The organism is Sorangium sp. So ce117, assembly GCF_051524395.1.
Taxonomy (GTDB): Bacteria; Myxococcota_A; Polyangia; order Polyangiales; family Polyangiaceae; genus Sorangium; species Sorangium cellulosum_B.
On the sequence record NZ_CP150309.1, the window covers coordinates 3,275,737 to 3,290,275 of the forward strand.

The 14,539-nt window shown below is 70.2% G+C and carries 10 protein-coding genes; 5 read left to right on the top strand and 5 right to left on the bottom strand.

From position 1 onward, the window contains the following. Positions 1 to 77: 77 nt before the first annotated feature. Complete coding sequence (locus WMF46_RS12430) at positions 78 to 1,463, top strand: IS4 family transposase (protein ID WP_437985810.1); 1,386 nt, start codon at positions 78 to 80, stop codon at positions 1,461 to 1,463. Between the two features lie 81 nt (positions 1,464 to 1,544). On the opposite strand, the gene WMF46_RS12435 is transcribed toward WMF46_RS12430, so the two are convergent. Both WMF46_RS12435 and WMF46_RS12440 read right to left on the bottom strand, forming a co-directional pair. Beyond that, entirely contained in the window at positions 1,545 to 3,275 is a 1,731-nt protein-coding gene (locus WMF46_RS12435; RefSeq protein WP_437985811.1) for a hypothetical protein, read from the bottom strand. Positions 3,276 to 3,444: 169 nt separating this feature from the next. Next, positions 3,445 to 4,815 (bottom strand): sigma 54-interacting transcriptional regulator, encoded by a 1,371-nt coding sequence (locus WMF46_RS12440; RefSeq protein WP_437985812.1) that lies wholly within the window; start codon positions 4,813 to 4,815, stop codon positions 3,445 to 3,447. A gap of 299 nt (positions 4,816 to 5,114) precedes the next feature. On the opposite strand from WMF46_RS12440, the gene WMF46_RS12445 reads away from it, so the two are divergent. Continuing rightward, positions 5,115 to 6,464, top strand: a complete 1,350-nt coding sequence (locus tag WMF46_RS12445; RefSeq protein ID WP_437985813.1) for a hypothetical protein — start codon at positions 5,115 to 5,117, stop codon at positions 6,462 to 6,464. A 151-nt stretch (positions 6,465 to 6,615) separates the two neighbouring features. Here WMF46_RS12445 and WMF46_RS12450 read toward each other — a convergent pair whose 3' ends face one another. Then, a complete protein-coding gene (locus tag WMF46_RS12450) occupies positions 6,616 to 7,476 on the bottom strand; it encodes a BPTI/Kunitz domain-containing protein (protein ID WP_437985814.1) in 861 nt (286 codons plus the stop codon). Positions 7,477 to 7,745: 269 nt separating this feature from the next. After that, entirely contained in the window at positions 7,746 to 8,117 is a 372-nt protein-coding gene (locus WMF46_RS12455) for a cupredoxin domain-containing protein (protein WP_437985815.1), read from the bottom strand. Between the two features lie 202 nt (positions 8,118 to 8,319). Here WMF46_RS12455 and WMF46_RS12460 point away from each other — a divergent pair, with 202 nt between their 5' ends. From WMF46_RS12460 to WMF46_RS12470, 3 genes are all read left to right on the top strand, one after another. Further along, on the top strand, positions 8,320 to 9,219 hold the full coding sequence (locus tag WMF46_RS12460; protein ID WP_437985816.1) for a hypothetical protein: 900 nt from the start codon (positions 8,320 to 8,322) through the stop codon (positions 9,217 to 9,219). 55 nt (positions 9,220 to 9,274) lie between these two features. Further along, positions 9,275 to 9,976 carry a DUF4336 domain-containing protein gene (locus tag WMF46_RS12465; protein WP_437985817.1) on the top strand — a complete coding sequence of 234 codons (702 nt, stop codon included), beginning with the start codon at positions 9,275 to 9,277 and terminating at the stop codon, positions 9,974 to 9,976. Between the two features lie 286 nt (positions 9,977 to 10,262). After that, entirely contained in the window at positions 10,263 to 12,758 is a 2,496-nt protein-coding gene (locus tag WMF46_RS12470) for a substrate-binding domain-containing protein (protein ID WP_437985818.1), read from the top strand. Positions 12,759 to 12,806: 48 nt separating this feature from the next. On the opposite strand, the gene WMF46_RS12475 is transcribed toward WMF46_RS12470, so the two are convergent. Next, positions 12,807 to 13,823, bottom strand: a complete 1,017-nt coding sequence (locus tag WMF46_RS12475; RefSeq protein WP_437985819.1) for a sugar-binding protein — start codon at positions 13,821 to 13,823, stop codon at positions 12,807 to 12,809. Positions 13,824 to 14,539: the final 716 nt, after the last annotated feature.

Here is a 14,539-nt window from a genome sequence, read left to right on the forward strand (position 1 = left end):
GCGCGCAGGCGCACTCCGGTCTCAGGATCCTACATATCTCGCTTGATGTGTGCTGGGCGACGTGATCAAAGCTGCGGATGGGTTCACCCGCAGCAGAGCACGCAGCGGCACTCGCCGAGGAGATGAGCGACGCGCACTTCGGCGATGCGCGGCTTTCGAAGCGCCAGACCAAGCTGGTGGAGAAGCTGGCGCAAGCGCCGGACAAGAGCTTCCCTTCGCTGCTGTCCGACAGCGAGCTGGAGGCGGCGTACCGTTTCTTCGGCAACGACGCCGTCACGCCCGCGGCGATTCTGGCGCCGCATGTTCGCGCCACCCTCGCGCGCATGGAGGCCGAGCCGGTCGTGCTCGCCATCCATGACACCACGACCCTCTCCTTCCGCTCGGACGGCCAGCGGCAAGGGCTCGGACGTCTGCGCTCCTCGGGGCAGACGTTCTTCGCCCACTTCACGCTGGCGGTCAGCGGCGATGGAACGCGCCGCCCGCTCGGCGTGCTCGATCTGAGCACGCACGTGCGCGACGACGGCACGACCGACAACGAGCACGATCGCTGGGGAGAGCAGGTGGAGCGAGTCGCGGCCTTGGGCGCTGCTCCGCACGATGTGGTGCACGTCATGGACCGCGAAGGCGACGACTACGGCCTGTTCGCGCAGCTTTTGAGCGCAGGGCATCGGTTCGTGATTCGGCTCGCGCACAATCGCCTCGTCGAGGCTGACGCCCTCGGAGAGGAGGCCAAGCTCGAGCAGGCGCTCGCGCAGGTTCAAGCGGTGGCCGTACGCGAGGTAGAGCTTTCCCCACGGCCGGCGGGCAATCGCAGCCCTCAACAGAAACGGCTGCATCCTCCGCGCGCAGGACGCTTGGCCAAGCTCGCCCTTGGAAGCACGCGCGTGACCCTGCGGCGACCGAGATCCCAGCCGCGCGAGCTGCCGGCGACGCTCTCGCTTCAGGTCGTACGCGTCTGGGAGATCGAGCCGCCGCCGGGCGAAGCGCCGGTCGAGTGGGTGCTGCTGACGAGCGAGCCGGTCGAGTCCGTCGAGCAACTGACGCAGCTGGTCGACTGGTACCGGGCGCGCTGGATGGTGGAGGAGTTCTTCAAGGCCCTGAAGACCGGATGCGCCTACGAGAAGCGCCAGATCGAGGACCTGCACGGCTTGCGCAACGTGCTGGCGCTCTTCGCGCCCATCGCCTGGCAGCTATTGCTGCTGCGCAGCGAGGCTCGGCGCGCTCCGGAGCAGCCCGCGACCGCCGTGCTCACGCCCACCCAGCTCCAGGTGCTGCGGGTCTTCGCGCGCAAGCCCCTGCCCGAGAACGCCACGGCCCGCGATGCCTTCCTGGCCATCGCCGGGCTCGGCGGACACCTCCGGCGAAACGGCGAGCCCGGCTGGCAGACCTTGGGCCGTGGCTACGAGCAACTCCTCACCCTCGTCCAGGGCTGGAGTGCCGCGAGGGAGGTGGGGAAAATATGATCAATCCTGAGACTCCGGTGCGCCGAGCACCGAAAACGTCGAGATGGGCCCGTATCCGAAGCGGGTGCCCGCCGCTCTCGCTCACCAGGAGCCGGTGAGGGGGACGTCGCCGGGGAGGCCGAACTGGAGGGCGCGGTCAGCGCCGTCCCAGCCGTTGCCGTTCATATCGAGGAGCCATGTCCCGTTCGATGGCCGCCAGGCGCCGACGAGGCTCCGTGCGGTGCCGCTCCAGCGCCCCACGACGGGGATATCGCCTGCCTGGCCGAGGCGGATGGGCAGCTCGCCGTCGTACCCGTTGCCGTTGAGATCGAGGTGGAACTCCCCGTTGCGGAAGACGCCGACGCGGGTCTGGCCGGTGCCGGTCCAGTCGCCGACGAGGGGCACGTCGCCGCTCAGGCCGAACTGGAGCTCGCGGTAGGTGCCGTTCAGACCTTTGCCGCTCACGTCGAGGTACCAGTACATCATGCCATCGGGCAGCACGCGGACGAGGCCGGGGCGCGCCTTGCTCCTGCCGTCCCAGCTCCCCACGACCGGGGTGTCCCCCGGACTGCCCCAGTGGAGGACGCGATCGGACGCGTCGTAGCCGTCGCCGTCGAGATCGAAGACCCAGACGCCGGCCCGGAAGACGCCGACGCGCGTCTGCCCGGAGCCGGTCCAGTCGCCGACCACGGGCACATCGCCGGGCAGCCCGAACTGGATCTGTCGATCGACGCCGGGCGACCAGCCGTTGCCGTCCAGATCGAGGAACCACATCCCGTCGGCGTCGCGGAACACGCCGGGCTTCGAGTGACCGTTGCCGGTCCAGTCGCCCACGACAGGCGTGTTGCCGGTGACGGCGAAGCTGATCCCGGCGTCGCCGTCGTATCCATTGCCGTTGCGATCGAGCGCCCAGGCGCCTGCGCGAAAGATCCCGACGCCGGTTGCCCCAGGCGTGGTCGGGGGGCGATCGTTCTTCGATAGGTTGTGGACCGTGACGACCTCCCGGTACGTGACGTCGTCGTCCCCGCACTGCCCGAAGATGTCCCCGTCGCTGGAGCAATGCGCGGCGCAGCGGCCAAGGACCTGGAACTCGCACTCCTCGTTGGACTCGTGGCAAGTCCGCCCTCCCTCTATCGCCGTCTCGTTGATCGTCGCGCCGATGCACGCGAACCTCTTCGGCTCCAGGCCGAAGAGGTCGCCGAAGTACGTGGCTTCCTGGGCTGTGTAGTCGATCGCTTCCTCGGGGGTGATGGTCCCGCGCCGCGCGCGCAGCGAGAAGCGGACCGGTCTGCCGAGTTTGTTGGCGTGCGCGAGCAGGCAAGCGCTCACCCAGCGCTGCTCTTCATCGGTGAGCTCGCGGTCGCTCCAGGACGGGGCAAGGCCGTGGAGACCGTCGAACTGATAGAACGCCTTCTGTCGCGGATTCTCTACGACGAGGCTTTGCCCCTCGCCCAGGGCGCAAGACGTCACGTACGCCATCGCTCTGCTGAGCAGCGCGCCCTTCTCGCCGGTCACGCTCTCGAGGATCAACTCGGACCCGTCGGCGAGGCGGGCGCGCTTGAGGCGGTCGAGAAGGCGGAGGAAGTCGGGGTCCCGCGTGACGCTGGCTTTGAGGCCGTTCAACGAGATGACGTGAGGCTCCGGAGCGCTGCCGCCCGGCTCCGGATCGGGGGCCGGCGCCGGCGCCGGCGGCTCATCGCCGCTGAGCACGGCTTGCGCCGCTTCGCCGAGCGCGGGGAAGTCTTCGTCCGCCGCCGCGACGCAGCCGAGCGCAGCGGGGCTCGATCCGAGGAGTGCCAGGAGCAGGTACCGGGGCGTGCCTTGCATTGTCATGGTGTCGCGGATCTCCATTGCAGCGCCCGTGCCGAGCGCCGTGCGCAGGTGCCGGGCGGCGGGCCTCGCGGATCGCCGGCGCTTTGGTCCTCCTCGCGGCGGCGCCTTCCCGCGGCGCGCCCTGTCCCTGTAGGGGCGCGCCCACAGGTGTAGGCGCGCGCCTACGCGCCTACTCCTCGCGCCCCGACAGGTCGTGCCGGCGGAGCAGCTCGTGGAGGTGGCTCCGGTCCATGCGCGCCGCGCGCGCGGCCGCCGAGAGGTTGCCCCCGTGGGCCCGCAGCAGCCCCCGGAGGTACGCGCGCTCCCAGCGCGACGTGGCCTTCTCCTTGGCGGCGCGGAACGAGAGCGCCGGGTCGAAGGCGTCCCCGGCCGAGGGCGGCGCGGCGCTGTCCGGCGCGCCGCCCTCGTCGTCCGCCCCGTCGCGCCACGGCGCCGCGTCGCCGAGGAGGACCGCGCGCTCCACGGCGGCGCGCAGCTCGCGCACGTTGCCGGGCCAGTCCTGCTGCGCGAGCGCCTGGAGGAGCTCGGCGGGCGGGCTCGGATCGCCGTCCGTGACCAGCTGCTCGTAGAAATGGGCGACGAGCAGCGGGATGTCCTCGATCCGCTCGCGCAGCGGCGGGATGCGGATCCGCACCACGTTGAGGCGGTAGAAGAGATCGGCCCGGAAGCGGCCGCGGTTGACCTCCTTCCGGAGGTCGCGGTGGGTCGCCGCGACGACGCGCATGTCGAGCGGCACCGGATCGAGGCTGCCGACGCGCTTGACGACGCGCTCCTCGAGCGCGCGGAGCAGCTTGGGCTGCATGTCGAGCGGCAGCTCCCCGATCTCGTCGAGGAAGACGGTGCCGCCGCGCGCCGCCTCGAAGGCGCCCGGGCGCGACGCGACCGCGCCGGTGAAGGCGCCCTTGACGTGCCCGAAGAGCTCGGCCTCGATGAGGTTCGGCGGGATCGCGGAGCAGTCGACGACGACGAAGGGCCCGCCCGCGCGCGGGCTGCTCTGGTGGATGGCCTCGGCGACAAGTCCCTTGCCGGTGCCGGTCTCGCCCTCGATCAGCACGGTGGAGGTGCTCCCGGCGATCCTGGGCAGGAGGGCGAACAGGCGGCGCATGGCGGCGCTCTGCCCGAGGGCGCGGCCGTAGCGCTCCTCGTCGCTGAGCGGCTGGCGGACCTCCTCGTCGAGGTGGTCGAAGCGCAGCGAGGTCTCGCCGACGCCGAGCACGGTCCCGGCCTTGAGGTAGGCGGAGCGGACGCGGTACCCGGCCATGGTCGTGCCGTTCTTGCTGTCGAGGTCGCGGAGCAGGAACCCCTCGGCCGTGGCGGTGATGGCGCAGTGATGGCGGGAGACGGTCGGATCGGTGAGCGTGAGGTGCGTGCCCGGCGCGGAGCCGATGACGAGCTCGGGCTCGTCCGAGTCCCGCGTGAGGCCGCGCTCCGGGCCCTCCAGGACCTTGAGCCGGAAGCGCCTGAACACGAGCTCCGTGGAGCGGGACACGAGCGCGCGGGTCTCGTCGGACGAGGAGGGCGAGGGCTGGCCGTGCGACATCGGGCCGAGGCTACCACGGCGCCGAGCGGGGGCTCTGCGAGGCCTCGCCCTGCCGCGGCGCCGCCGCGGAGGCGCTCGTAGGCGCAGGCCAACTGGTGTTGGTCCCCGCCTACAGCCCGCGGCCGGCGCCTGGGCTCAAGGGCGCGCCTGCGCGGCCAGCGGAGCGCAATCTCCTCCCTGGTCTGACGCGTGCATTGGTCGCGGTCGAGACGCGCGAGCCGTCCGCTGGCTGCTCTCGACCAGCAACTGCCGAGGGATGCGCGCGGTCGTCTTGAACCAACACGATTGGAGAGGTTCTCATGCGTAGGATCGACAAGGGGAACTCATTTGCGCTGTCGCGCCGCGCCTTCATCTCGGCGACAGCGGCCGGCGTGGCGGGGGTCGTGACCGGGATCGAGCGTGAAGCCGGAGCGCAGGCGGCGTTCACGCCGCGCGTCTCCGGCCTCACCCTCACGGAGGCGAAGATGGGCCACCTCAAGGACGCCATCCGCCGCGGCGGTTATCAGACGCTGAAGGTGGTCACCGGGTGGGGGCTGCACGACCGCTCGATCACCGATCCGGCGACCATCTCGGAGCTCTGCTCGTTGACGCCCATCACCCTCGTCCGGACGACCACCGGCGACAGGTACCATGTCGATCCGAACAAGGTCGAGGAGGAGATCGCCCCCTGGTACGCGGCGAAGGAGAGGAAGAGGGATCTCATCATCGAGCTGGGCAACGAGCCCAACACGGTGAACGATCCGGGCGGCACCGGCGCGTTCTGGGCCGGCCAGAGCCGCGCGTGGAAGGAGAGCTACATCTGGGAGAATCGGTACTATCTCGCGGAGGCCATCGCCCGTTGCCGGCGGCGGTTCCCTCAAGCCAAGATCGTCACCTGCTCGCTCGCCCCGCGCGTCAACCTCGATATCGAGTGGTTCTTGCAGATCTACGCGCAAGGCACGGACAGCCCACTTCACAACGCGGATTACGTCGCCGTGCACGCGTACAACGGGCCAGGCGAGACCTGGTATCATGGCCACGATCTCCCGTTGGTGCTCGATCTCTACGGCCGTTACGCGCCCACGAAGTCGTGGATCATGACAGAGGTCGGCCTGCACACCGATGAGACGATGGCGCAGAAGGGAGAGCGCATGGCGGGGCTCATGCACTATGGCGAGAGCAGCCTTGTCCTTCCCTGGAACGTCTGGGGATTCTGCTATTTCCACCTGAAGCTCGACCGCGACGGCAACCCCTTCCCGGGCGACAGGGCCGCGGCGTATTACGGGGATGGGGACTCGGCCTATGCGCAGCGGGTCAACGCGGGGAGGCTGCGGCAGACCCCTGTGGGTTGGCTCGACCGCATCGATCCGACGACCGGGGTGGCCTCGGGGTGGGCGGCCGACCCCGACACGCCGGCCAGCGTGGGGGTGCACTTCTACGCGAGCGGACCGGGCATCAACGGCATCCAGTTCGTCGGCGGCACGGGCGCGGACCTGCCGCGGCTGGACGTGAACACCCACCTCAACATGGCGGGGCATCACGGGTTCTCGTTCCGGATTCCGGACGCGTGGCGCAACGGGACCGAGTACCGGCTTCACGCGTATGGCCTCGACGCCACCGGCGACCTCAACGCGGAGCTCTCGGGCTCGCCGAAGGCGTTCCGCCTCTAAAGGACAGGAGGCGCTTCACCTGGCCCGCGGATGTGGCGGTCTCCCGCGCTATCCACGGATGCCCGGCGGACCTGCTCGTCGTCGCGCCGAGATCGGCGCCGCCGTCTCCCGGCCTGGACGGGCGCGAAGGCGTTGAACGAAGATCGGTCTGTCAGGGCGCTTCGGAGAGCCGCGGCGTACACCTGCCCTCCGAGCACACAGCCGTCATTCCTTCCGGATACACGGGCGCGCAGGGAGGGCACGCGACGATCTCTTCGGGGCAAACGAGGGCGCCGAGATCCCCGCTCTGGTTGAGGGCGACGATGCCTCTTCCGTCGCACGACTCGCAGCACCCGACGCCGTCGCGCAGGGCGCAGTCCGCGTCTTTCGTGCATTCCGTCAGCGGGGATTCGCGCACGTCGACGACGACGCAGCGCCCGCTCTCGCACGTGGCGGCGAAGTACTGGGAGGTGCTCTCGGCCTCGCCGACCTCCGGGCATCGCTCGCACTGCGTATCCCCGCACTCGCTGGCATTCCAGAAATCCGCCACCGCGTCGCGGTGGAGGGCGACGAACGCGCTGGCGTCGACCGGGTCGCAGGAGGCGCAGCAGCGCGGCGGCGCGAGGACGCAATCGCCCGGCGCCGCGCACGCATCCATGTCCGTGGTGGTGCCCTGACAGGTCTCCAGGCACGCCGCGAGCGACTCGAACCGGTTCGCGTTGCCCTCGCAACCACCATAGGTGAACGGAACACACTCGCCGGTGCTGGGGTCGTGCCAGTAGCTCGGGAACGCCGCGTCGCAGGGCCCGGTCTCCTGCGGGAGCGTACAACGGTCCGGCGCTTCGCCGCCGGCGCCGCTGCTCGCGACCGAGCCGCCGCCGGTGCCAGCGACCGAGCTGCTGGCGCCGCCGCCGCTGCCCGCGACCGGGCTCCCGCCGCCCGGGCCTCCGCCGCCCGATCCGCCGTCGTTCCCCGCGCCGCTGCAGCCCGCCGCGGGCAGGAGAGAAGTGAGCAAGGCCAGACCGAGGGCCAAGCGCCGGTACATTCCAAGGACATCGCAATCGGCGCGCCGTCGGTCACCTGAGCATAAGACAATCGATCGTAGGATATGCATCCGTAGTCGATGGCATGTCAGGCGCTGGTGTGCCAGGCGACGCTGCGCGCCGTGACGACGTGGTCGAGGTGCGGCGCATCCCTCACCGGCGCGCGGTCTGCGTGGAGGCGACCGTGTCCCACCTCCCGACCGATCCGCCAGCCGGAGGGCTCGCTCGCGGTGAGCCAGAGATCGCTTCCCTCTGCTGCTCACTTCCTCGGCGCGACGGCGATGGTGCCCTTGATCATCCCCATGCCGCACTCGAACTTCAGCTCCCCTGCCTTCAGCTCGGGGAGGTCGATGGTCACCGGCTGTCCGGTCGGCAGCTCCTTGCGGACGCCGAGGCTCGGGAAGACGACCTCCTTGGTGCAGCCGCCGCTGTCGTGACGGACGAGCCTGAGCTGCAGCCGCTCCCCCTCGACCGCGGCGATCTTGTCGGGCACGAAGGCGCCGTGGACCATGATCTCGACCACGCGAGGGGCCTTCTGTGGCTCGGCGCTCGCGGGCTGCGAGCAGCCGAGCGCGGAGGCGACCGAGGTGATGCCGAGCGCGATCGAGAAGATTGCGTGCGTGACCTTCATGAGAAGCTCCTTTCAGGTGCCGCGGGAAGACGCGCGGGTCTCCGTCGCATTACAGTCGAGCGTGGGAGCTCGGCTCGCCTGCCGGGACGGGCGGCGCGCGCCCCCGCCGGGCCCTCGTCGGGGAGATTGACTTTCGGACCGCGTTTGGATTTCTTAGCCCCATAGCCGGGCGACACCGTCCGACCCAGGGGGAGGCGACGTCTTGCCGTACCGCGACAAGCTGGATGCTGCTTCGGGCACGGGGAAGCTGATCACGGTCCGCCGCTACCTCGATCCGGTCGCGGCCCAGATGGACCGCACGCTGCTCTCGGCCAACGGCATCGAGTCCCACGTGTTCGAGGCGGCGAGCTATAACCCGATGCTGAGCGGCGCCGCCGGCGGCACGCAGCTGCAGGTGCGCGAGGGCGATCTCCGGCGCGTGGAGAGGCTCCTCGAGGTCCACCCCGGGGAGGCGGCCACCAACGACGACGAGGAGGCTGCCGCGGTCCGCTGCCCGCGCTGTGAGCTGCCCTACTGCTTCCACGAGCGCCTGCGCCTCGAGGGCTCGAGCGCCGGCACCGCGCTCGCGATCCTCGCCGCGCCGCTCATGCCGTTCCTGCCGAGGCGCTGGCACTGCCACAAGTGCGGCCATGTCTGGGACGATCCGAAGGAGGGGCCTGCCGCGATGACGAAGCTCGAGGAGGGCGATCCGCGGCCGGTCTTCCGCCTGCGGCGCGCGCACTCGGGCATGGGCCTGTTCCTCGGCCTGCTCGCGGGCTTCTGCGGGGCGATCCTGGTCGGGGCCGCCCTGCCGCGCGGCGCCGATGGGGGGCTCGCCTTCGCCGTGCTCGTCGGGGCGCCCTTCGTCGGCTGGGCCGTCGGTCATTGGTGGCAATACGATCTCTGCTCCGAGCCGGGCTGCCGCACGGCGCTGGCGTCCGATCGGAGCGAGTGCCCGCGCTGCGGCGGCGCCATCGCCGGCGTCGTTCGGTCGGCTGACGCGCACCACGCGGCGGCCGCGGATTTCCGGCGCGAGCTCAGCGCGCTGCGGGCGGCGGACCGGGCGCGCGAGGGCGAGAAGAAGAAGAGAAGGAAGAACCGGCCAGCCGGCGCTGCCGGTTGAGGGCGAATGGCCCTTGCCCCTTGAACGCCTTGGCCGCTTGGAGGATGTCGCCCGCATGCCTGACAGCGCTCTCACCGCCGTAGTCGACGACAGGATCTGGACCCTGGACCGCCCCGTGTGGTTCAGCGGGGTACGGATGCGCGCCCGCACCACGGTCGTACGCCTCGACGACGGCAGTTTGCTCCTGCACACCCCGGCTCCTCCCAACGATGCATTGACAGAGCAGCTACGAGCCCTGGGCCCCGTGCGCTGGCTTTTGGTGCCCAACTGCTGGCATCATCTCGGGACACCCGCGGCGGCGGCCCATTTCCCCGAGGCGCGGGTGGTGGGGCCGGCGTCGGCGCTGAACAGGAACAAGGCGTTGAGACTCCACATGGATATCCACGACGCCCAGTTCGGCGAGCAGGTCCCCGAGCTCGAGGCCTTGCCGCTTCGGGGCGTGCCGTTCTGGGACGAGACGGTGCTCTACCATCGGCCGACGCAAACCCTGCTTGGCGCAGACATCGTCCTTTGCGCCTGCGCCAAGGACCACTGGACCTTGCGTTACGCCGCGCGCCTCACTGGCTTCTACGAGCGGGTGCGTGTGCCCCCCGACGCCAGAAAGAAGATTCCGGACAAGACCGCGGCCGCGCGCTCCATCCGCGCCATGCTGGAGCGACCGGCCCAGCGTCTCATCGTGGGGCATGCCGAGGTCATCGAAGAAGGTTGGCGCGACGGCCTCGCACACGCCTGGCGACTGGAGGGCGTGGAGGTATAGGTCGACATCGCCGCTTCCAGGCGGCTCTCGCCGGGCGAAAGCCCCGTCGCCCCGTTGATGGCGCGCCCACCATCAGGCGCATGGTGAAGCGCTCGGGTCCCAGCGAGCGGAGCGCGACGCTGGCGACCGTCTCGTCGCCACGAGTGACAAAGCTCCGTCAGCGAGCTCACGCGCGGACGATTGGCGCCCGAGGCGGCTCGGTCATCCCTTGACAAGGTGCCGTTCGATCACGCCCACTGGTGTAACGTCCGCGCCGTCGTGGGGGTGTTGCGCGGACGTGAGGCGCATGATCACCGGTCTCGATCTTCATGCAACGCTGCATCGCATCGTGACGGACGCCGTGGGCGCCGTGCCGTCCGCGCAGCGAGCGAGCCTCCTGGCCCGTGACGGGGAGCAGCTGGTCCACAAGGCCTCTGTCGGCCTCGCTGGCGTGCTGGCGAGCCCGCAGGAGGTCGCCGGCGGCGCGGTGCCGGCCACCGTGATCGCGACGCTCTCGACGCTCTCGACGCTCTCAACGCTCTCAACGCCTGATTCCGCGGACAGCCCTCGGGTCATGGCGGCCGCCGACTGGTACCGCGAGCAGCTGCCGGGCGCGTCGGCGCTGCACCTCGTGCCCGCGGGCGCGGTCGTGATCCTCACCCCGGTGCACGTGCAGGGACAGACGATCGGCGTGCTCGCCGTCGAGCAGCCGGGCGGGCAGGCGCCTTCCGCCGAGGGCTGGGCGCGGCTCCGCGCGCTGGCCGCGAGCGCCGGCGCGGCGCTGGAGCGGCGAGAGCTCTACAACGACAAGGCGCGGTCGGCCCAGGAGGTGCGCGTGCTCGAGGGGGTGCTGAACGCGGTGGCCGCGCGGACCAGCACGCATGAGCTCGTCGAGATGATCTCGAAAGGCATCAAGAGCGTGCAGCTCGGGCCGCAATGGCGCTCCGTGCACCTCGTCCTGCTGAGCGACGCTCCCTCCGGGGGCGCGCGCGGCGACGCCGCGGCCCGCGAGATCCGCGTCTACCACGTCCCGCACCGATCGCCGCTCGCGTTCTGGAACAACGTGCGTGACGGCGCCCTCATCGCGGGGCGCAGCGTCGGCATCCACGTGGACGTCCGCAACGCCCCCGCCCACAGCGCCGTCGAGCAGCGCGGGATCCTCGAGGACGCCATCGACCGCGGCGTGCACGGTATCGCCGTGGCGCCGATCACCCCAGAGGTCCTCGAGCCGGCGATCCGCCGGGCGGCGCAGGCCGGGGTCCCCGTGGTCACGATCGACACGCCGCCCGCCGAGGGCAGCTGCGCTCAGGCCTATATCGGCACCGACAACGTGGCGGCAGGGCGGCTCGCCGCGGAGATGATGGCCCGGCTGCTCCCGGGCGGAGGCAAGATCGGCGCGCTGACGTTCTGGCTCAGCGCCATGAACAGCCGCGAGCGCATCGAGGCGTTCCGTGCGGCGGTTTCGGGCACGCGCGCGCCCTTCGACCTGCAGCCGCCGGCCGAGGACAGGTTCGACATCGAGCTCGGGATGCGGATCGCCCGGGAGGCCGTGCAGACCGGCGAAATCGCCGGCGCCTTCGGCGTCTGCGCCGAGAACGGCCTGTCGTGGGGCGCGGCCGCGAGGGCGCTGGGGCGGGCGGGGGAGCTCAAGATCGTCGCCTTCGATCTGCTCACGGACACCCTCGAGATGCTCCGGGAAGGGACCATCCACGCCGTCCTGGTCCAGCGCGAGCACGAGATGGGCTATCGCGCGGTGCGGGTGCTCCACGACATGGTATCGAGGGGCATCGACGCGACCCTGGCCGGGCTGCCCACGCGCGCCGGCTCCGGGGGAGGGTCCGCGCTGCGCTTCATCGACACCGGCATCGACGTCGTGACCATCGAGCGCACGCCCTGGTCGCTCCCCCTCTCCGACTACCTGCCCCTCGACGCGAACCGCAAGGCGGCGAAGCGGAGGGAGCAGCTCCCCTACGAGAGCCGCGCGAAGGAGCTCCTCCTCGTCACCGTGGACGCGGGGAACGAGGGGTACCGCGAGGAGCGAGCCCCCCTCGACGCGAGGTCGATGGTCGGGCGGGTGCTGAGCGCCGCCCGGCCGCTCATCGTCGACACGCACTCGAGCGAGCTCCACGACGCGCCCGATGTCGTCGAGGCGCGCGGGAAGGGGGCGCATACCCTGGTCGGCGTCCCGCTGCTCGCCGGCGGGTCCGCCTTCGGCGCCCTGGTCCTGGAGAGCGGGCGCCGGGCGGCGTGCTCGCTCGACGATCTCACGATGATCGAGCGCATCGTCGACACGATGGCCGTGGCGATCGAGAACACGCGGCTCGTCCACCGGATCACCGAGCGGACCCATGAGCTCGAGCGCGCGAACCGGCACCAGGAGTCGCTGCTCGACACGATCCGCGAGCTCTCGAGCCCGGTCGTGCCCATCGCGCGGGACATCCTCGTGATGCCGATCGTCGGGACGATGGACGCGCAGCGGTCCGGCCGCTTCATCGAGTCGATGCTGCAAGACATCACCGAGCACCACGCGCGCGTGGTGCTGGTCGACGTCACGGGGATGGCGGTCGTCGACGCCGCGTCGGTGGAGCACCTCCTGCGGGCGGCCCGGGCAGCGCGGCTGCTCGGCGCCGACGTCGTGCTCGTCGGCGTCACGCCGGCGGCGGCGCGGCTGATGGTGGAGCAGGGCGTGGACCTCGGGAGCGTCATCACGCGCTCGACCCTGGAGCTCGGGTTCGCTTACGCGCTGTCGAAGACCGGCGGCCAGATCGTCTATCGCCGCTCACCGCACCCCCAGCCCTTCTGAGCCGAGCCGATACGGGGCGACCAGGAGTCGGACCGCCGGGGGACCGGGCTACTTCTTCATCTCGGCGAGCGTGGCCTTGAACTGCGCGACGTTGTCCTTGTTGATCACGTCGACCCCGGTGTCGATCACCTTGCTCGGGGGGATGGCGGCGATGGCCGCGTCGCCCTCGGTCGCGAGGCGGTGGAGCCACTTGCTCCCCAGGTAGCCGAACTGGAACGGTTTCTGCACGACGGTGCAGGCGACAGTGCCGTTCTCGATGCCGGCGAGCGTCGCGTCCTCCTCGTCGAACACGGCCGGCTTGACCTTGCCCTTCTTCCCGAGCGCCTCGACGGCGGCGACGATGGCCGGCCCGTTGTACGACCAGAGGCCGGTCGCGACGTCGAGGTCCGGGTGGGCGTTGATGATGTCCTCCACGTTCGTGCGCGCCTTGGCGAGGTCGGTGTTGTCCTCGCGCTTGTCGACGAGCTGGATGTTGTGGGGAGTGACCACGTCCTGAATGCCCTTGAGGCGCTGGGTGGCGTTGTCGACCGCGAACATGCCGACGAAGGCGGCCATCTTCCCGCCGTTCGGCAGGAGCTTCACGATCTCGTTGCCGAGCACCTTCCCGGCCTCGTAGTTGTTCGTGCCGATGTAGAGCAGCCGGTTCGACTTCGGGGCGTCGGAGTCGAACGTGATCAGCTTGACCTTCTGCGCGACCTTGTTGAGCACGGTCACCTGATCGTCCGGCGCCAGGACGCTCACGCCGACGGCGTCGTAGCCCTGGCTGGCGAGGCTCTCGAGGATCTGGTTCTGCTCCGTGGGCGTGCTGTTCTGCGGCACCTTGAGGTCAACTTGAATCTTGGCCTCTTGCTCGTACTTGCGCACGCCGGCGAACGCGATCTTCCAGAAGTCGCTGGAGCCGTTCGTCACGAACGCGACCTTGATGACCTTGGCCGTGGCTTCTTTGCCGTTGCCTTTGCTGCTGACCTCGCCCCCACCTCCCTGATCGCAGCCTGCGATCAACGCCATCGACAGCATGGTGAACGCCGCACATGCGAGCTTCCAGAGACCCATCTGATGGTTCACGGCGGTTCTCCTCCGTTCGTCCGTGCGAAGCGTGCGTCCAGACGACGTCGCTGCTCCGCGACAGCGGTGATGCCCCAGAGCGATGCTAGCGACTCACCTCGCCGATGTCGCGCCTCGCGTGAACGACCCGGGCTGATCATCGAGGTGACGCGCAGGTTCATCTGTTCCGGCAGGGGCCGAGCGTGTGCGAGCCCACCCGATCTGGATAACAAGTGAGGCGAGGCACATGGGATGTGCGGTGTGAACCTCATGACTGCGGGGTTGCTGCTGAGGATGTGTCCGCAAGGCGGCGAGGTGGTGCGCGGGAGGCGCACTGGCGGCCAGCTCGGGAGCGCGCGGAGCGGCGGTGGAGAGCTGGTGTCCGAGCCCGGACTCGGCTGCTCGGAGGCTCGGGCTGCCCGTCCGCCAGCGACCCCTGCTGCTCGCGGGGGAATCCGGCCGCGGTGACGCGGATCGATCGCTTTTTGGATGATTCGCTATTCCCCGGCGGCGAGTCGACGCGAGCGGCGGGCTCGACGTTCGGCCCAAGCTCGCTCACCCCTCCGGTGCCACCGGCAGCCCGAGCAGCCTCCCTGTCGCCTCGTGAGCTGGTACCAGTACCTCGGGTCGGAGATCCTGCCATGGACCGGGGGACCGGCGTCGCGAGGGGAGAAAGCGTTCAACGCAAAGGCGCCAAGTCGCAAAGGCGCAAAACTGCACAAAATCTGTTCTTTTTT